General features: G+C 71.3%; 16 protein-coding genes. 10 read left to right on the top strand and 6 right to left on the bottom strand.

The features are described from left to right. Positions 1-3: 3 nt before the first annotated feature. Both AC16DP_RS15835 and AC16DP_RS15830 read left to right on the top strand, forming a co-directional pair. Positions 4-1,152, top strand: coding sequence for a hypothetical protein (locus AC16DP_RS15835; protein WP_329735021.1), 1,149 nt, complete (start codon positions 4-6; stop codon positions 1,150-1,152). Continuing rightward, positions 1,145-1,975, top strand: coding sequence for an SEC-C domain-containing protein (locus tag AC16DP_RS15830; protein WP_329735020.1), 831 nt, complete (start codon positions 1,145-1,147; stop codon positions 1,973-1,975). Before AC16DP_RS15835 ends, AC16DP_RS15830 begins: the two co-directional genes overlap by 8 nt. A 54-nt stretch (positions 1,976-2,029) precedes the next feature. On the opposite strand, the gene AC16DP_RS15825 is transcribed toward AC16DP_RS15830, so the two are convergent. After that, positions 2,030-2,482, bottom strand: coding sequence for a hypothetical protein (locus tag AC16DP_RS15825; RefSeq protein ID WP_329735019.1), 453 nt, complete (start codon positions 2,480-2,482; stop codon positions 2,030-2,032). Between the two features lie 291 nt (positions 2,483-2,773). On the opposite strand from AC16DP_RS15825, the gene AC16DP_RS15820 reads away from it, so the two are divergent. Beyond that, positions 2,774-3,124 (top strand): hypothetical protein, encoded by a 351-nt coding sequence (locus AC16DP_RS15820; protein WP_329735018.1) that lies wholly within the window; start codon positions 2,774-2,776, stop codon positions 3,122-3,124. Positions 3,125-3,231: 107 nt separating this feature from the next. On the opposite strand, the gene AC16DP_RS15815 is transcribed toward AC16DP_RS15820, so the two are convergent. Next, positions 3,232-3,891 (bottom strand): hypothetical protein, encoded by a 660-nt coding sequence (locus tag AC16DP_RS15815; RefSeq protein ID WP_329735017.1) that lies wholly within the window; start codon positions 3,889-3,891, stop codon positions 3,232-3,234. Between the two features lie 187 nt (positions 3,892-4,078). Between AC16DP_RS15815 and AC16DP_RS15810 the strand changes: the two genes are divergently transcribed. The 5 genes from AC16DP_RS15810 to AC16DP_RS15790 all read left to right on the top strand — a co-directional run bounded on the left by AC16DP_RS15810 (position 4,079) and on the right by AC16DP_RS15790 (position 8,751). Next, entirely contained in the window at positions 4,079-4,924 is an 846-nt protein-coding gene (locus AC16DP_RS15810; RefSeq protein ID WP_329735016.1) for a hypothetical protein, read from the top strand. Between the two features lie 86 nt (positions 4,925-5,010). After that, positions 5,011-5,202, top strand: a complete 192-nt coding sequence (locus tag AC16DP_RS15805) for a hypothetical protein (protein WP_329735015.1) — start codon at positions 5,011-5,013, stop codon at positions 5,200-5,202. Between the two features lie 161 nt (positions 5,203-5,363). After that, entirely contained in the window at positions 5,364-6,134 is a 771-nt protein-coding gene (locus AC16DP_RS15800; RefSeq protein ID WP_329735014.1) for an SIR2 family NAD-dependent protein deacylase, read from the top strand. 170 nt (positions 6,135-6,304) lie between these two features. Further along, positions 6,305-7,759 (top strand): hypothetical protein, encoded by a 1,455-nt coding sequence (locus AC16DP_RS15795; protein WP_329735013.1) that lies wholly within the window; start codon positions 6,305-6,307, stop codon positions 7,757-7,759. Between the two features lie 20 nt (positions 7,760-7,779). Beyond that, on the top strand, positions 7,780-8,751 hold the full coding sequence (locus AC16DP_RS15790) for a hypothetical protein (protein WP_329735012.1): 972 nt from the start codon (positions 7,780-7,782) through the stop codon (positions 8,749-8,751). A gap of 25 nt (positions 8,752-8,776) precedes the next feature. Here AC16DP_RS15790 and AC16DP_RS15785 read toward each other — a convergent pair whose 3' ends face one another. Together AC16DP_RS15785 and AC16DP_RS15780 are read right to left on the bottom strand one after the other, a co-directional pair. Further along, positions 8,777-9,439 carry a potassium channel family protein gene (locus AC16DP_RS15785; RefSeq protein ID WP_329735011.1) on the bottom strand — a complete coding sequence of 221 codons (663 nt, stop codon included), beginning with the start codon at positions 9,437-9,439 and terminating at the stop codon, positions 8,777-8,779. A gap of 9 nt (positions 9,440-9,448) precedes the next feature. Next, positions 9,449-11,239 (bottom strand): TrkH family potassium uptake protein, encoded by a 1,791-nt coding sequence (locus AC16DP_RS15780; RefSeq protein WP_329735010.1) that lies wholly within the window; start codon positions 11,237-11,239, stop codon positions 9,449-9,451. 148 nt (positions 11,240-11,387) lie between these two features. Here AC16DP_RS15780 and AC16DP_RS15775 point away from each other — a divergent pair, with 148 nt between their 5' ends. Then, positions 11,388-15,023, top strand: coding sequence for a two-component regulator propeller domain-containing protein (locus AC16DP_RS15775; RefSeq protein WP_329735009.1), 3,636 nt, complete (start codon positions 11,388-11,390; stop codon positions 15,021-15,023). Positions 15,024-15,047: 24 nt separating this feature from the next. Here AC16DP_RS15775 and AC16DP_RS15770 read toward each other — a convergent pair whose 3' ends face one another. Both AC16DP_RS15770 and AC16DP_RS15765 read right to left on the bottom strand, forming a co-directional pair. Next, positions 15,048-15,812, bottom strand: a complete 765-nt coding sequence (locus AC16DP_RS15770; RefSeq protein ID WP_329735008.1) for a ferredoxin reductase — start codon at positions 15,810-15,812, stop codon at positions 15,048-15,050. Positions 15,813-15,964: 152 nt separating this feature from the next. Then, complete coding sequence (locus AC16DP_RS15765; RefSeq protein ID WP_329735007.1) at positions 15,965-16,555, bottom strand: hypothetical protein; 591 nt, start codon at positions 16,553-16,555, stop codon at positions 15,965-15,967. A gap of 298 nt (positions 16,556-16,853) precedes the next feature. Here AC16DP_RS15765 and AC16DP_RS15760 point away from each other — a divergent pair, with 298 nt between their 5' ends. After that, on the top strand, positions 16,854-17,633 hold the full coding sequence (locus AC16DP_RS15760; protein WP_329735006.1) for an SIMPL domain-containing protein: 780 nt from the start codon (positions 16,854-16,856) through the stop codon (positions 17,631-17,633). Positions 17,634-17,859: the final 226 nt, after the last annotated feature.

The raw sequence follows: 17,859 nt of genomic DNA, 5'->3' as shown, positions 1-17,859 counted from the left end.
GGCATGGGGAACGAACGGCCTGAAGACGAGGCACTGCGGGATCAACAGCTCGAGGAAGGGCTGCCGCTGACCTTCTACGAGCGCCTGCATGCGGCCTCCGTGGACGAGAAGCTGGTGCTGGCGCGCGAGGCGGCCGGCCACCCGGGCTTCGACGAGGAGGACGCCTTCGAGGTGGGCAGCCACGTCGAGGAGGCCCTGAATCAATCGGGCCGGTACGCGGAGCTCGAGGCACTCCTGGACGCCTGGAAGGCACGAGCCCCGCGCGTGTACGAGGCCGAGCCGGCGGTGCGCACCTGGCGCGTGGAGCTGGCGCTGCGGCTGCCAGGGCGGGACGTGAAGGCGGCGCTCGTGTCGCTGGCGAGGCGGACGGGGGATGCGGCCCTGGTGTCGCCTCTGGCCGAGTGGTGTCTCTACCGGGGCCGGCTCCACGAGGCGCGCGCGGGCCTCGTGGAAGCGTGGCCCCAGGTGCGCGAGGACGAGACGCTCGCCGAGTGGACGCGCGTGGACTATGTGACGCGCGCGGTGCTCACCTGCATGGACGCGGGGCTGCGCGAGGAGCCGGGCCTGTCGCTGGAGCGGTTGAACGAGCAGCTCTCGCTCTTCGACCGGGCGGTGCCGCACTGGGTGGCCCAGGGGCTGGAGCTGCGCACCGGCCGGAAGCCCTGGGTCCGCCGCGAGGGCCACGCACTGCTCGGCCTGCCGCCGGAGGCGTTCTTCGACGAGCAACGCGCGCTGGTGATGACCTTCGAGACGGAGCTGCGGGTGCGGCAGGGCTGGCCGTGGGGCCGTACGCAGCTGCTCTACCCGGAGCTCTTCCACCTGCTGCCCGGTCCCCTGGGCCACGGCGGCGTGGTGGAGCGCCCCATGCACCTGCTCCTGCCCGTGCTCACCGACCTGGAGCACTGGGTGCGCGGTCTGGGCCAGGAGCGCGCCCTGCATCCACACGTGCACGCCGCCACGGCGCTCGCGCTGCGTCCGTGGGGCGAGTACCTGCTCCGGCTCGGGCTGGTGGAGGACGATGAGTGGGCGGAGTGGTGGGAGCGGGCCTGGGGGCTGCTCTCCGCCCTGCCCGAGCAGCTCGCGGCGGCGAATGATCCCCTGTTGGTGGAGGAGGTCCACCGCTTCCTCCGGGGAGGTTGGCCTCATGGGTGACACGGAGACCCGCGCCCTGGTGCGCCAGCTCCTGGAGCACACGGAGACGCTCCCCGAGTCCCTGCGGGCGGACATCCTCGCGCGCGGCGCCGAGGCGGTGGAGCCCCTGGTGGAGCTGTTGCTCGACGAACCCTTGTCCTACGTCACGGCACCCGGAGAAGGCTACGCGCCCATCCACGCGGTGAAGCTGCTGGCGCAGCTCAAGGGGCCCGAGGCCATCTCGGCCATGGTACGGCGGCTCCCGCACAGCGCGCCGGGCGAGGTGCTCTACGACGCGCTCCTCTTCGCCCTGGAGGAGCTCGGGCCCGCGGTGGCTCCCGCCGCCCTGGAGTCCCTGGCCCACGCGAGGACCGCGGATGAGCGCTTCGGGTTGCTCTCCGTGCTGTCCCGCTGTGGCGTCCAGGACGAGCGCATCTCCACGGCCCTCCTCGCGCAGCTCGAGGAGGACCCCGCCGCCGCGGCCATCAACCTCTCCGTCTATGGCGACCCGCGTGCCATCGAGCCCCTGAAGCGCGTGCTCGCGGCCCACGAGGTGGACGAGGACTCGGTGGACCTGTTCGCCAACCAGAACATCATCGAGCTGCGGCACGCCATCAAGCAGCTCGGCGGGACGCTCGACGCGGCACAGCTCGACAAGGTGGAACGGGCCCTGCGCTCGCGTCGCCGGCTGAACGAGCTGTTCAAGAGCATCCTCTCCCGCGGCGACCTGCTGCCTCCGCCGCCCGCCCGGCGCGTCCCCCGTCCCGGGCGCAACGAGCCGTGCTGGTGCGGCAGTGGCGTGAAGTACAAGAAGTGCCACCTGGGCGAGGACTCCCGCCGGTAGCGGCCGGGCCCCGGCACGCGGCGCGCACCGGGGCCCGGGTGGAACGCGGCTACCTCACGGCGTGGCCGTGGACGTCCCGGCCGACGGCGCCGTGCAGCTCACGCGGAAGTCGCGCGTCTCCGTCTGGTAGTCCCGCAGCGTCAGCTCCCGCGGCTCCGGGGTGACGGTGGGCGTGGCGCCATTGGCGCACTGCCAGGCCGGCGGCGGCTTCACGGAGAACGCCAGCGGCTCGCTCCCGGCGGGCAGGTTGGCGACCTGATAGCTGCAGCGCCCGCGGCTCACGCGCACCATGCGGTCGCCGAGCACCTCCTGGGGCGCGCCCGTGGGCGTCACCCGCACGTCCAGGCCCGCGCAGAAGTCTCCCGTCTTCGGGCCCACCTCGTCGGCCAGCGTGATGATGCCCGTCACGGTGCCATTGCCCTCGCGCGCGCTCCCGGTCGCGCTACGGCTCGTGCCGCACCCGGTGGCGGCGGACAGCAACAGGACGGCGATGGTGATGCGATTCATGGCGGTGGGACTCCTCTTGGGGAAGAAGGTGAACGCCTGGTGTGCAGGCGGCCTGGGAGGCGCCCCTCATACAAATGCCCCACGTCTTCATTCCGGTCGTTTGCTTGTGTGGATTCCGAGGGGTCTTCCTGGCAATTCCCGGTATGGAGCGCCGGAATCCATACGCTCCGTGCGGGTCATCAGCCGGGGTTGATGGAAGGAAAATGCGGCGTGCGGGCGGGCGGCGGGGTGTTGCCGGGGAGGCCCCGGGTGGAGGAGGGTGGAGCCCGAGCGCGGGAGACACGTGAGGCGATGAGCGACGAGCAGAGCTGGAGGCCGGTGGAGGAGGGGCGCACGCTGGGGTTGGGCGGGGCGGAAGGGGGCATCATCGTCCGGGACGAGGAGCACCCGGCGGGGTTGCGCCTCACGCTGGAGGAGGAGCCCGCGCGCTCCTTCTACGCGGTGACGTGTGGGGTGGCGGGCTGGCTGGTGCACAGCCGCTTCTTCGGGAGCGAGGCCGAGGCCCACGCCGCCTGGGAGGAGATGAAGCCGGCGCTGTTGGAGCTGGTGATGCAACTGCCCGCGGCCGGCGCGAAGCCGTTGGACCCGGCGACGCGCGCGGCGGGGGCGAAGCTGGGCGCCTTCGTGGCGCGCTTCCCCTGAGTCCGGAAGCAAGAACGAGAAGGCCCGGGGGCTCGAGGGCCCCCGGGGTCTTCCCGGTCCAGGTGAGGCTCACGTGGTGAGGTTCACGTGGTGAGGCTCACGTCCGCCTAGTAGGTACCGCCCAGCTGCAGCAGGGCCTGGTAGCGCCCGTTGCCGATGTTGTTGTCGACGGGGGCGAAGTCCTGGGAGAACGGGATGTTGTAGCTCACGCGGGCGTCGGCGGTGAGCAGCGAGCCGATGTTGTAGCGCAGGCCCACGCCGGCCGGCACGTACCCGCTGGTGTCGTCCTGGAAGCCGGCGACCGGGGCGATGCCGCGCACGTTGTGGTTCTCGATGCCGATGCCGCCCAGCAGGTAGGGCTGGAGCTTCGTCGGGACGAGGCCGACGGTGACGGCCGCCTGGCCGCCGTTGCGGATGATGTCCGCGCCGTTCGCCGCGCCGCCCGGCCCGAACGTGTCGATGTCGGACAGGCCGCCGTTGTAGCCCAGCTCGAAGCCCAGGCCGCGGGTGGGCTTGAAGCCGACGGTGGCACCGTAGGCGAAGCCCGCGTTCAAATCGGAGGCGAGCTCGCCGGTGTAGCCCTCGGCGCCGCCACCCAGGAGCACGTAGAGGCCCTTGTCGGCGCCGCGCTCCTCGGTCTTCATGACCGACTTCTCGTGCTCGATGCCCGAGCCGCCGTAGCCCGGCTCCTTCCACTCATCGCCTGCCAGGGCCGCGCCGCCCCACAGCGCCGCCCCACACAACCCCAAACGGATGATGGACTTCATGACTTGGACTCCTTTCAAGTGTCCGCTGGCAAGCTGTGGTCGGGTGGAAGGGGGCTGCAACGGTGGGTGAAGCGCCACCGCGCTCCCCTGGTTGGGGGGGGGACGGCCCTGGCGGGGGTGTCTCGTTTTCCCCGTGCTCTTTCGAGCGCTCGCGGGGTCCCTCGCTTCACCGGAGGGAGGAATTTCCATGAAGGGTTTCCTGGCATTTGTCGCGGGTATGTCGTGTCTGGTGGCGGTGGAGGCGAAGGCGCAGTGCGCCACGTCGTGCGCCACCGTCTCGCCGAAGCACCCGGTCATCCTGGTGCACGGCCGCAACGACGACGCGACGCGTTGGGACACGCTGGTGTCCAGCTGGAGCGCGCGGGGCTACACGGAGGGCGTCAACCTGTTCCGTTTCGACGCGGCGCGTGACTGCGGCGCGAAGGACTACTGCGCGGTGCTGCCGGGGTACGCGGCCAGCTACGTCAACGAGAGCTACGCGAAGTGCCTGGCGTCCTTCATCGACAAGAAGGTGCCGTGCGTGAATGGCGCGTGCCCGGCGGTGGACCTGGTGGCGCACTCGCAGGGGACGGTGACGGCGCGCTACTACGCGCGCTTCCTGGCGAACCGGGGGGTGGATGACCTGGTGGTGATGTCCTCGCCGCACAACGGCATCACCAACTGCGGGCTCGTCACCGGCTGCGGGGGGGTGAACCCGGAGGACTGCGCCAACAGCGCCTTCCTGCGCAAGCTCAACGGGGTGGCGCCCGAGGGCGATGGCTCCAACGACGAGACGCCCGGGGCCACCTTCCTGGGCCCGGTGCACTACGCCTCGGTGGTGAGCGACGGGGACACGGTGGTGCCGCCCTGGTGCGGCGGGTACTTCCTGCTGGACCCGGCGACGAAGAACGGGAGCATGCTGGACTGCCGCCGGCCCAACTACACGGTGGATCCGGACTCGAGCGCCTGCTTCGTGTCCAAGGTGCAGCACCTGGTGGTGCCGAGGGACACCAACGCCATCCACTTCGCCTACTGCGAAGTCAACCGGGACTGAGCCACGTGCGGGGTCAGCTGACCGGACATGTCAGACCGGGCGGGGATACTGCGTCAGGTGCGGCGTTCCTTCGAGGGGGTTCTCCCATGTTCCGCCAGCCAGGACAGCAGTCGATGACCGAGCAGGACGCGGTGAGCCTGGGCTTGTCGCGAGCGGGGAGCCCGGGGCAGGCGGTCCGCTCCGAGAGCCATGGGTTGCCGGCGTTCGTGTCGGCGGCGCCGCCGCGCTCGGAGGGCGAGGCGCTGCTGCGGCGCATCTTCTCCAAGGCCCAGCAGTAACGCGTTTCCCTCCACCCCATGTCGCCGAGAACCCCTCTCCCCCCGGGAGAGGAGCCCCCCGTCGTTCAAAGGGGAGGCACGCCCCCCGGGGTGAGGGTATCTCGGGTCCCGGGTTGCCCCCGTGGTTGCGAGGGTGCACCGGGGCTGCGACGCTCCACTCCATGGAAGAAGCCCTCGAGCGAGTCATCGAGCACCTGTCCCGGGCCCGGAGTGTGCTGTTCGTCACGGGGGCGGGGATCTCGGCGGAGTCGGGCATCCCCACGTACCGGGGGATTGGCGGGCTCTACGACGGGAAGACGACGGAGGGGGGCGTGCCCATCGAGGTGGCGCTCTCGGGGAGCATGTTCCGGCGCCGGCCCGAGCTGACGTGGAGGCACCTGCACGAGATTGAACGGGCGTGCCGTGGGGCCAGGTTCAACCGGGCCCACGAGGTGCTGGCGCGGATGGAGGGCTGCTTCGAGCGCTGCTGGGTGCTCACGCAGAACGTGGATGGCTTCCACAAGGCGGCGGGGTCGAAGAACGTCATCGACATCCACGGGGACATCCACGAGCTGCGCTGCACGCGGTGTGATTTCGAGGAGCGGGTGGCGGACTACGCGCACCTGGCGCCCCGGCCGTCCTGTCCGCGGTGTGGCTCGGTGGTGCGCCCCGAGGTGGTGCTCTTCGAGGAGCTGCTGCCGCCGGAGAAGGTGGCGGTGATGGAGCGGGAGTTCGCCCGGGGCTTCGACGTGGTGTTCTCGATCGGGACGTCGAGCCTGTTCCCGTACATCACGGCGCCGGTGGTGGAGGCGGTGGCGCGCCAGCGGCCCACGGTGGAGATCAACCCGGGGCAGACGCAGCTGTCGCGGGTGGTGGACGTGCACCTTCAGGTGGGCGCGGTGGCCGCGTGCGAGGCGATGTGGGCCGCACGCGACCGGTGGAAGCGCGGGTGAGCGGGCACTCACGGGGTTCGATAACGGAGGGGGGCTGGATGAACCTCCCGGGAGGCCCGCCGCCAGCGCAGGCCCGGCCGATCCGCTTCTGGTCCCAGTTCGTTTCGTGAGGCCGAGCAGCGGCGCGCCAGCCGTGCCGGGCTGAAGAGGCTGGTGCATGCTCTCGAGCCATGAAGAGAGCGCACACGCTGCAGTGCCTGTCCCTGGCCCTGGGCCTCGTTCTGCTGTGCGTCTCGTGCGTCACTCCGCGGGGTGTCGTCCATGGCGCGCAGCAAGGCGAGCGCGCTGACGAGACTCCGCGGCGCCTTGCGCCTGTGTCTCCCCAGCAGGAGCAGCCTTTCGCGCCGGGCTCCACTCTCGTGCCACCGCTGCCCCTGGGCATTCGCGAGTTGCCCGAGGACCGCTGGCAACTCCTCCTTCCCCCTCGGTTGCCCAACCCGGCGCTGGAGGTGCTGCGCCTGGAGGAGGTGCGCCCTTTGCTCGATGCCCTCGCGCCCCTCGCGCCTCGAGATGGCCCTCGGCTGCGTCTCCTGGAGGTACCAGGAGTGGACCGCGCTTCCCCAGGCCTCGTGCCCCCGTGGGAGTCACGCCTGCGTCAGGAGTTTCTGTCGCGCTTCGGCCCTCCGCTGCTGCCACTGCCTGAGTCCCTCGCCGCCAGCCGCCTCTTCCTCGCGCTACAGCTCTCCACTCGCTACATGGCCGATGGCATCCGCGAGGCCGCTGTCGCCCTCTTCACCTCTCCCGCTTTCGTCATCAGCGTCTGCCTGTCCATCGTCCTCTACTTCTCCGCCTGGCTGGCGCCCGAGCCGTTCTTCTCGAAGGCCTTCGCCGCAACCCTCACCCTGCGCCTGTCCCTGGTCGTGGGTCTCGTGGAGCTCGGTCAGGTGGCACTGGCCTGCCTGCGCCTCTACCGGGAAGTGGAAGCCGCCTCGACACCCGAAGCGCTCGAGGATGCCTCCGCTCGCTTCGGCAGGGCCATGGGGGGCACCTATCTCCGCGTCCTGGTCACGGTGGGTACCCTGGGTCTGGCTCGCTTCATTCCCCAGGTACCCGAGGGCGGAATCTGGCGGCTGCTGCCGCCGGTGACGTCCGAGGGGCTCGTTCTCTTGCAGCAGTCCGCCTCCTCCGCCCAGGTGATGGCGGACGGCACCCTCATCGTTTCCGGTGTGAACGCTGGGACCGCGGCCTGCTCTGGCCTTGCCTTGTGCTCGACGAGCTCCGGCTCTCCTGGTGGTGCTTCCGGACCATCCACCCGCTACGGTCCGCCGCATACCCGGAAGAACCCGCCTCACAACGAGGCCATCGAGGGCGAACTGGCCACGCGGGAGGCCGCGGGGCATACCGGCTTGCGGAAGAACAAGCAGCAGGTGGATGCCCAGCAACAGCCACTGGATGACCCGAATCCCGTGCGTGGCATCAAGTTCCGCAGGCCGGATGCATCCTCCGTGCGGCCGGATGGCGTGCGGCACAACACCAACTATGTTTCCAACTCGCGCGATCTGAAGCGGGAACTGGAGGCGTTTGACTCCATGGTCCGAGCGGACCCGGGAGCCATCCATGAGTTGTACATGCTCGATGGGACCCTGGTGAGACGGCATGTCCCCTCAGGGGTGAGCTATCCGTAGACGAGAGGAGGTGACGAGCCATGGCGCGAGAGTGGGACGTGAAGCAGTGGCGGGAAGAGCTGGTCGCGGCGTGCAGATTCGGCGAGGAGGCGCGAGCCCGCGCCCTGGTCCGGCAACCCGGCCCACGGAAGGCTCGAGCCCTGCTGGAGTCCATGTTGGATGCAGAAGAGGGCCTCGTGCGGCAGGCCGCGGTCCTCGGACTGGCCGAGCTGGGTGGCGCCGCCAGCGCCAGACGCCTGGAGCAGCAACTGGTACGCGAGGAAGCTCGCGGGGACCGTGACGGGGACTCCGTCGCGGAGGCCATCACCCGGGTGCTGGGCGAACTCGAGGAAACGAGCGCGCGGGCGAGTCTGGTTCGCAGGCTCGAACGGCTGGCCACCGGCAAGCCGGACCTGGGAGATGTGAACACGCTCGCGCGTGCCCTCTGGCACAAACGCCACCCCGAGCTGCTCCCCGTTGTCCGGCGCGGTCTGGAGAAGTTGGCTCTTTCGGAGATGAACTCTCTTGGCGGCCTGCTCGTGCTTCTCGAGAAGTCTCCAGGGGAGCTCCAGTCCTGGGCCTTGGACAGCTCGGTGTCCGTGGAGCGCAAGACGGAGGTTCTCACGGTGCTCGAAGAGGAGGTGCCAGAGCCGCTCGTCCCGGCCGTCCTCGCCTTCATCTCCACCGCTCATGCGCTGCTCGGTGGGGCGGTGAATCGAGAGACCTCCTACTATTGCGAACGCCTGTTCATCCTGCTCCTGCGGCACCGGGAGCACTTGATTCCCCTGCTCCCACCGGAAAGCCGCGCCGAGCTGCGGGAAGTCGCCCGGAGGCGCGTGGAAGCCTTCGCCCTTCACGATGACTCCCTGCGCGCCGCCGTCCTGCTCCAATACGTGGGGAAGCCCGAGGACACCGAGCTTCTCGAGGCTCACCGTCCGGCGGAGCCCGTCCTCGCCAAGGTCTTCGACGACGCGGTAGCGGTTCTCCGCGGCCTTCCGGCTCGTGGTCCGTGACGGCGGGGCGCTCGAGCAGGCCTCGCTACCGCCCCGGATCCCACAGCCGCGCGAGCGCGGCCACACGCTCGCCCCGGCCGGCCACCAGCAGCACATCCCCCGCGCCGAGCATGGCCTCGGGAATCGGCTCGTTCACCACGCCCCGGTGCTGGATGGCGATGACATTGAGCCCGTGCGTCTGCCTCAGCCTCAACTCCTGCAGGCTCTTGCCCGCCGCGTGCTCGGGCACCTTCAGCTCGGCCAGCGCGTAGCCGTTGGGCAGCTCCGTGCTCGACTGCATGCTCGTGTGCAGCAGCAGCCGCGCCAGCTGATCCCCCATCTCCGCCTCCGGGTACACCACCCGCGTGGCCCCCGCGAGCGCCAGTATCTTCCCCCGCTGCCGGTTGGAGGAGCGCGCCACCACCGTCCTCACCCCCAGCCCCTTGAGCACCGACGTCCCCAGCACCGCCGCCTCGAAGTCCTCCTCGCCCAGCGCGATGACCGCCGTCTCCGCCTTCCCCACCCCGAGCGCCTTCATCGCCTCCTCCGACGTGCAGTCCGCCCTCACCGCCTGCACCACCACGTCCTTGATGGCCTCCACCCGCTCCAGCGAGAGGTCCACCGCCAGCACCTCGCCCCCCGCCTCGGTGAGGCGCCGGGCCACGTGCTCGCCGAACTGTCCCAGGCCCACCACCACGTACGTGCGCATCCTCGCTCCTCAGCCCACGACGATCTTCGTCGAGGGATAGCTGTAGCTCGCCCGCGCCTTGGACAGGCCCACCGCGAGCGCCAGGGTGAAGGGGCCCAACCGCCCCACGAACATCAACGCGCACACCACCAGCCGGCCCGCGCTCGACAGTTGCGGCGTCACCCCCGTCGTCACCCCCACCGTGCCAAAGGCGCTCACCGCCTCGAAGAGCACGTCCCGGAAGGGCAGGTCCGGCTCGGCGGCGAACAGCAGGAAGGCCAGCACGAAGAGCAGCCCGAAGGAGATGAGCGCCACCGCGCACGCCCGGTACACCGTGGCCGGCGGCACGCTGCGGCCCATGATGTCCACCTCGGAGCGGTTGTGCAGCAGCGCGCGGAAGGTGAACGCCAGCACCGCCACCGTCGTCGTCTTCACGCCGCCCGCCGTGCCTCCCGGCGAGCCGCCGATGAACATCAGCACCAGGCTCAACAGCAGCATGGGCGTGCCCAGCTTCGACAGGTCCACCGTGTTGAAGCCCGCCGTGCGCAGCGAGACGCTCTGGAAGAAGCTCGCCCACAGCCGCTCGCCCCAGGGCAGCCCCGCCAGCGAGTGGTTCCACTCCAGCACCAGCCACGCCAGCGCCCCGCCCACCGCGAGCGCCGCGCTGGTGAGCAGCACCACGCGCGTGTGCACCGGGAGGAAGCGCCAGCCCCGGCGCACGCCCCGCTCGCGCCACAGCTCCCAGTCCAGCAGCGAGGTGACGACGGGGAAGCCCAGGCCGCCCAGGGTGATGAGCGCCATGACGGTGAGGTTGACGCCGGGGTTGCCCGCGAAGCGCACGAAGTTGTCCGGGTACAGGCCGAAGCCCGCGTTGCAGAAGGCGCTCACCGAGTGGAACAGCGCCGAGAAGGCCCGCTCGGAGGTGGACAGCACCCGCCCGTCCGGGGCGAAACCCAGGGACGGGTAGAGCGCCAGCGCCCCCAGCACCTCCAGCGTCACGGTGATGAGCGACATGGAGTAGAGCAGCCCCTGGAAGCCCTGGACCGTCTCCTCCTCGAGGATCTCCTGCATGGCCCCCCGCGTGCGCGCCGACAGCTGGCTGCGGAAGGCCAGGGCCAGCGTGGTGGTGAGCGTCATGAGGCCCAGGCCCCCCACCTGGATGAGGCCCAGAATCACCCAGTGGCCGAAGGCGCTGAAGTAGCTGCCGGGGTCCACCACGGACAGCCCCGTCACGCACGAGGCGCTGGTGGCGGTGAAGAGGGCCACCAGGAAGGGCGCGCCCTGCCCGTCGCGCGTGGCCGCGGGGAACATCAGCGCCAGCGTGCCCCCGGCGATGGTGAGCAGGAAGGACAGGCACAGCAGCGGCAGCGGGCGGCGCAGCAGCGCCTGGAGGAAGGGACGGGCCGGGCGCCAGGCCACCAGGTCGATCAGCTCCCGGGCGAGCAGGCGCAGGGACAGCAGGGTCGCCGCTCCCCGGGGCCCCGCCGCTCCCAGCGAGAACACCGCCGGCACGGCGAAGAGCAGATCCGGCCACCGGTGGCGCCACAGGCGCAGGCGGAAGGCCCACGCGTCGCGCAGCAGCTCTCCGGCGAAGGTGGCCACCACCGCCCCGGCCAGGCTCGCGGCCACCGCCTCGCGCCAGGGGGCATCCTTGCCCCGCACGGTGAACTCGAAGGCCACCAGCGCCACCACCGCCACCAGGCTCAGCCGCCGCGGCCCGTCCGCCCGGGGCCGGCGCCGGCGGGGCTCCTCGAAGGGGGGCGGGGGGAGCGGCGGCTCGGGGAGGGGGTCGGGCGTGGCCCGGGGACTCGGGGAGTTCATCGCGGGGGGAGGGGCGACCCTATAGCACCTCCCTCCCGCGGGAGGACCCATCGGGGCAGTCCCTCGCCCGGCTCCTCGGCCTTTTCCGGAGCTGTCCTGGGGGTCGGGTTTGCTCCAGGGCTGTCCGGCATGGCACAAGTTACCGGGAATGTTGTGGCGATACGGCAAGTGCGGCCCGCGGATGCTGGCCCTGGCGATGGTGATGGGCATGGGCGCTCCCGCGCTCGCGCTCGATCCGGCACGCCGTGTCACCCAATACAGCCACGACGCCTGGAAGGACGTGGAGGGGCTGCCGCAGAACTCCGTGTACGCGCTCGCCCAGACGCGCGACGGGTACCTGTGGGTGGCCACCTGGGAGGGCCTGGTCCGCTTCGACGGCGTGCACTTCACCGTCTACGACCAGCGCAACACGCCCGAGCTGCATGACGAGTACATCGAAGCGCTCGCCGAGGACGCGGCCGGCACGCTGTGGGTGGGCACGGCGCGGGGGCTCGTCTCCTACCGCGAGGGACGCTTCCACCGCGTGGCCCTGAAGGAAGGGCCGGGCGAGGTGGAGGTGGACGCGCTCACGCCCGGCACGGACGGCGGCATGTGGGTGGGCACCCACGACGGCCTCTTCCACGTGCGCGAGGGGCGGGCGCGGCGCTACGGGACCGAGGCGGGGCTGCCCTCGGTGAAGGTGCTCGCGCTGCTGAGGGACCACGCGGGTGTCCTGTGGGTGGGCACGGAGCGGGGACTGGCGCGCCTGTCCGGGGAGAAGCTGGAGCCGGTGCATCTGCCGGGAGCGGTGGACCGGACGAGGGTGCTCGCGCTGCTGGAGGCCCATGACGGCACGCTGTGGGTGGGCACCGAGTCGGGCCTGGTGCGCGTGCAGGGCGAGCGTGTCCGGCTCCTCACCACACGCGACGGGCTGCCGGACGACAAGGTGCGGGCGCTCGCCGAGGACCGGGACGGCAACCTGTGGGTGGGCACCCAGGAGGGTGGACTGGTGCGCCTGTCGGAGGAAGGCACCCTGGCGGTGCTCGGGCCGCGCGAGGGCCTGTCCGGCACGGGCGTGCTGTCGCTGCTGGAGGACCGGGAGGGCGCGCTCTGGGTGGGCACGACGTCGGGCGGGCTCAACCGGCTGCGCGACGCGCCCTTCGTCCCCTTCGGCCAGCCCGAGGGCCTGGGCGATGACCTGGTCTCGGTGGTGCTGGAGGACCGGGAGGGCGCGCTGTGGGTGGGCGCTCACGCGGGGGGGCTGACGCGCCTGAAGGACGGGGAGCTCACCCGCTTCGGCCCGGCGGAGGGGCTGCCCGCGGGCAACCTGCGCGCGCTCGCCGAGGGCCGGGACGGCACGCTGTGGGTGGGCACCTCCGCGGGCGCCTACCGCTACGACGGCCGGAGCTTCACGCGGGTGGGCCGCGAGCAGGGGCTGCCGGACGAGGTGCTCTTCTCGCTCTTCGCCGACTCGCGCGGGGACGTGTGGTTCGGCACGCTCTCGGGCCTGAGCCGGCTGCACGAGGGCACCTTCACGTCCTACGGCCCGGAGCAGGGCGGCCCGGAGCAGCCCGTCGTCTCCATCGCCGAGGACGCCGAGGGCACGCTCTGGTTCGGCTCCTTCGGAGGGCTGTACCGGCTGCCCGCCGGCGGCACCTTCGCCCACTACACGACGGCGGACGGGCTGGCCGGCAACCGCGTGGTGGACGTGTACGCGGACCCGCGCGGCGGCGTGTGGGTGGGCTCGAGCACGGGCCTCACGCTGGTGCGCGGGGGCCGTTTCACCCGCTTCACCACCGCGCAGGGCCTGGTGGACGATGCCGTCTTCCGCATCCTCGAGGACGCCGAGGGCTCCCTGTGGATCAGCTGCAACCGGGGCATCTCCCGCGTGCCGCGGTACCAGTTGGAGGAGGTGGCCAACGGCCAGCGCACCACGGTGCGGCCGCTGCTCTTCGACCGGCGCGACGGCATGCGCAGCGCCGAGTGCAGCGGGGGCATGTTCCCCTCGGGCTGGCGCGCGCGCGACGGGAAGCTGTGGTTCCCCACGCTGCGGGGCCTGGTGTCGGTGGACCCGGCGAAGCTGGTGGTGCACCGGCCGTTGGCCCAGCCGCGCCTGGAGGAGATACGGGTGCAGGGCCGGCCGGTGCCGCTCGCCGGCAGGCTGGTGCTGGAGCCGGGGCAGCGCGACGTGGAGTTCCGCTTCACCGCGCTGTCGCTGGGGGACTCCACGCGGCCGCCGCTGCGCTACCGGCTGGAGGGACAGGACCCGGACTGGGTGGACGCCGAGGACCGGCGCTCCGTCTCGTACACGCACCTGCCTCCGGGTGACTACCGCTTCATGGTGACGGCGGCCAACCGGGACGCGGTGTGGACGGACCCGGGCCCGGTGGTGGCGCTGACCGTCATTCCACGCTTCCACGAGACGCTGTGGTTCTACGCGCTGGGCACGCTGGGCGTGGGCGCGCTGGCCGTGGGCGCGTACGTGTGGCGGGTGGGCCGGCTCAAGCGCCGCGAGCGCTGGCTGGAGGCGCGCGTGGAGGAGCGCACGCGCGAGCTGGCCCGGGCCAACCGCGAGCTGGACGAGAACCTGCGCGCCCTGCGCCAGGCCCAGGCCCAGCTGGTGCATGCGGGGAAGATGGTGGCGGTGGGCACGCTGGCCGCGGGCGTGGGCCATGAAATCAACAACCCGCTGGCCTATATCGTCTCCAACCTGGACCACGTCAGCTCGGAGACGGCGGCGCTCAAGAAGGACGTGCCGTTGAATGCCCCGGGCCGCAGGCGGCTGGAGGACATGGAGCGGGCGCTGAACGAGGCCCGGCACGGCGCGGACCGGGTGCGGCGCATCGTCCAGGACCTGAAGACGTTCTCCCGGGGCGACGAGGAAGTGCGCGGGCCGGTGGACCTGCACGCGGTGTTGGACTCGGCGGCGAAGCTGGCCGGCAACGAGCTGGCGCCCCGGGCCCGGCTGGTGAAGGAGTACGGCGACTCCGCGTGGGTGGACGGCAACGAGTCCCGCCTGGCCCAGGTCTTCCTCAACCTCATCATCAACTCGGCCCAGGCGCTGCCCGAGGGCCAGGCGGCGAGCCACGAGGTGCGCCTGGTGACGCGGGTGCAGGGCGAGCGGGTGGTGGCCGAGGTGCGCGACACCGGGTGTGGAATTCCCCCGGAGGTGATAGGTCGCATCTTCGACCCCTTCTTCACCACAAAGCCCGTGGGTGTGGGTACGGGATTGGGGCTGGCCCTGTGTCACCGATTCATCACGGCCATGGGGGGGGAGATCGCCGTGGAGAGCGAGGCGGGCAAGGGGACCGTGGTTCGTGTGACACTACGGGCCGCGGCGGCGCCCGTGGGGCAGTTCCAGGGAGTGCGTCCGATGCAACAAGAGCAGGAGGGTGCGCGCGTGCGCGGCCGGGTAATGATTGTCGATGACGATGTGATGGTGAGCTCGGCGCTGCGCCGGACGCTGGCACGTGAGCACGACGTCGAGGTCGTGACGAGCTCGCGTCAGGCGCTGGAGCTGCTCAAGGGTCCGAAGGGCGCGGAGGTGGACGTGGTGCTCTGCGACCTGATGATGCCGGACCTGACGGGCATGGAGCTGCACGCGGACCTGGTGACGTCGGCACCGGAGGTGGCGCAGCGCATGGTGTTCGTCACGGGTGGAGCCTTCACGCCCGCGGCGCGCTCCTTCATGGAGACGGTGCAGAACGCGCGGGTGGACAAGCCGTTCGATCCGCAGCAACTGCGCGAGCAGGTGCGGGACTGGGTGGCCAGGTCCCGCGGCGGAGGGCCGGGCCAGGCGGCCTGAGGCGCTCTACAGGTCGAGCACCGTCTACCCGGGAGGAACGGGGGAGGTGGCGCCGGTGCCGCGGATGACGGCCTGGAGCCCGGTGTCGGCGCTGCCGCTGATGGCGCCGGTGGCCTCGGCGGAGAAGGCCTCGAAGTGGACCTTCTCGCGGGGCCAGGCGTGGAGCACGGTGGCGTCGCGCACGGCGCGCATGAGGGGCGCGGGGCCGCAGCAGTAGACGCGGGTGCCGCCGGTGCGCGTGGCGAGCAGGGCCTTCACGTCGAGCCCGCGGGCCGGGTCTCCCCCGTCATGGTGGAAGGTGACGCGGCCGGCGAAGGCCGGTGAGGCGAGCAGCGCGCGGAAGGCGGTGCGCTCGGGCGAGCGCGTGCAGTAGTGCAGGTGCCAGGGCGTGCCCTGCCGCTGGAGCTGGTGCGCCATGGAGAGCATCGGGGTGATGCCGATGCCACCGGCCACGAGCACGTAGCCGCGCGCGTGGAGCAGGGGGAAGTCACAGCGGGGGAGGCTCGTGGTGAGCACGTCGCCCACGCGGACGCGCTCGTGCATGGCCCGGGAGCCGCCGCGGCCGTTGGCGTCACGCTGCACGGCGATGAGGTAGCGGTGCGTCTCGGCGGGGTCGTTGCAGAGCGAGTACTGGCGCGGGAAGCCGCCGGGGACGTGGACATCCAGGTGGGAGCCGGCCTCGAAGGGAGGCAGCGCGCCCCCGTCCGCGGGGACGAGCTCGTAGGAGAGGATGCCTTCGGCTTCGGGCGAGATGCGCTGGACGCGCAGGCTGAGGCTGTCTTGGGCCACGGTGTGGTTCCCCCTGACATCAGGGCCTCACCGGGTGGTTGAAAGAATCCGGCGAGGCCGTCGGGAGGATGGACAGCGTCCATCCCCGGAGCAACGGACCGGGGGACATCTGGTTCGATGGAAGGTGGACAGCGGCGGCCGCCGGATGGGGCTCAGCCCTGGGTTCCATCGGGTGTGAAGGCGAGCTCGCGTCGGTCCAGCAACACATGGGCGGCGGCCTGGAGCTCCTCGCGCTGTTGGTGGATTTTCTGACGGAGGCTGGGGTCGTGCCCGCCGAGCTGCGAGGGATCCTTCTCGGCGAGCTGGGCCTGGAGGGCGGCCTCGATGACGGCGCGGGGGGCATCGGGGCGCACGCCGAGGAGCGCCGCGGCCCGGTTGCGATCCATCTGCCGGGAGCCACCGGACTCGGACGGAGCGCCAGACGACTCCTCCTCCTGCTCCGAGCCCTTGCGGAGCGCGCCCACGAGCGTGAGGACGAGCGCGCCGAGGAGGGAGAGCCCCGCGACGCCGCCGGCCACCGGGAGACGGGAGACACGGGTGCGCTCGTCGCGGAGGAGGGAGAGGGAGACGAGGTGGTTGTCGCGCTCGTCGCCCGAGGTCCTGTCGAGCTGCCGCATCTGCTCGGCCTCGATCTGATCGAGCTGGGCGGGCGAGAAGGACGAGTAGGAGGTTTTGGCGACGGTGGAGAGGTAACCGGCGTAACCGCCCGAGAGCAGCGCGACCAGGAACAGCAGTATCCGCATGGAGATCCCCAGGGCCGAGGCCGCGAACACGCGAGCCGGGGCAAGCAGGCGCGAGAATACCGCTCCGCGAGAAGGGAGCGAGGGTTCCAGGAGAGCGAGAGGATTCCACCCAACTCCCTCTCGCGAGTCCTCCCCTCTCCCCCCGGGAGAGGGACGGGGTGAGGGTATCTCGTGCCTCGGGTCGAACCCCGCCTGTTACCCTCCGTGCGAGCATTCAACCCACTGTTCCGTCCGTGCGAGCCAGCGCCTTGCCACGGACACACCTTGAGGCGGAGCCCGCCTCGGGAGGAGGCCCACGATGCCGGTGATGCGTACAGCCCCGCTGCTCGTCCTGTTGATGGGTGGCACCCTGACCCTGGGAGCGCAGGCCCAGCCCCGGGTCGTCCCCCAGCCCCCGCCCGCGCCGCAGGTGAGCCCGTTGGAGCGCACCCTCCGGGTGGAGGGGGTGGGCGAGGTGAAGGTGGCGCCGGACGAGGCCTTCATCGACGTGGCGATGGAGACGCTGGCGCCCACGGCGAAGGCGGCGGCGGAGGAGAACGCGCGGAAGATGGACAAGGTCATCGCCGCGCTGGTGCAGGCGGGCATTCCGCGCAAGGAGATCGAGACGCGCAACTTCTCGGTGTTCCCGGAGTACCAGCCGCAGCCGAGGCCGGAGGAGGCGCCGAAGCTGAGGGGCTACCGGGTGAGCAACCTGGTGGAGGTGCACGTGCGCGAGCTGTCGCGGGTGGGGACGCTGCTGGACACGGCGTTGGGGGCGGGGGCGAACCGGGTGGACTCGGTGCGCTTCGGGCTGAGCAAGCCGGAGGTGGTGCAGGGGGATGCATTGCGCAACGCGGTGGAGCGGGCGAGGCAATCCGCGCAGGTGCTGGCCACGGCGCTGGGGGTGAAGCTGGGGCCGGTGTTGGACGCGAGCACGGTCTCCGAGCCGCCGCATCCCTTCCCCGCGGTGGCGCGCCTGGAGATGGCGCGAGCGGGAGGCGCGGCGGACGTGACGACGCCCATCCAGCCGGAGGAGCAGACGGTGACGGCGAGGGTGACGCTCATCTTCGCCATCGAGCCGGCAGGTCCGGGCCGGTAGCCGGCGGCTCCGGCCGCGAGGGGGAGCAACGGGTCCGATGGTCGGACCCGTTGGATGGCCCCGCGGCCGGAAGGCGCCTGAAAGAACCTGCTTCTGCTGGCCTAGTGGACTGTCCGACAAGTTTTTCAACATAGTCAGGACAGGTGCCGGTCCACCCACGAGTGCATCTTGGCGCGAGTCCAGGACCAGGTGAAGGGGTGGGCGTAGAGGCGGTTGTACTCGGGCC

It is taken from the genome of Archangium sp. (assembly GCF_057119385.1).
This window is presented reverse-complemented; position numbering and strand designations above follow the sequence as displayed.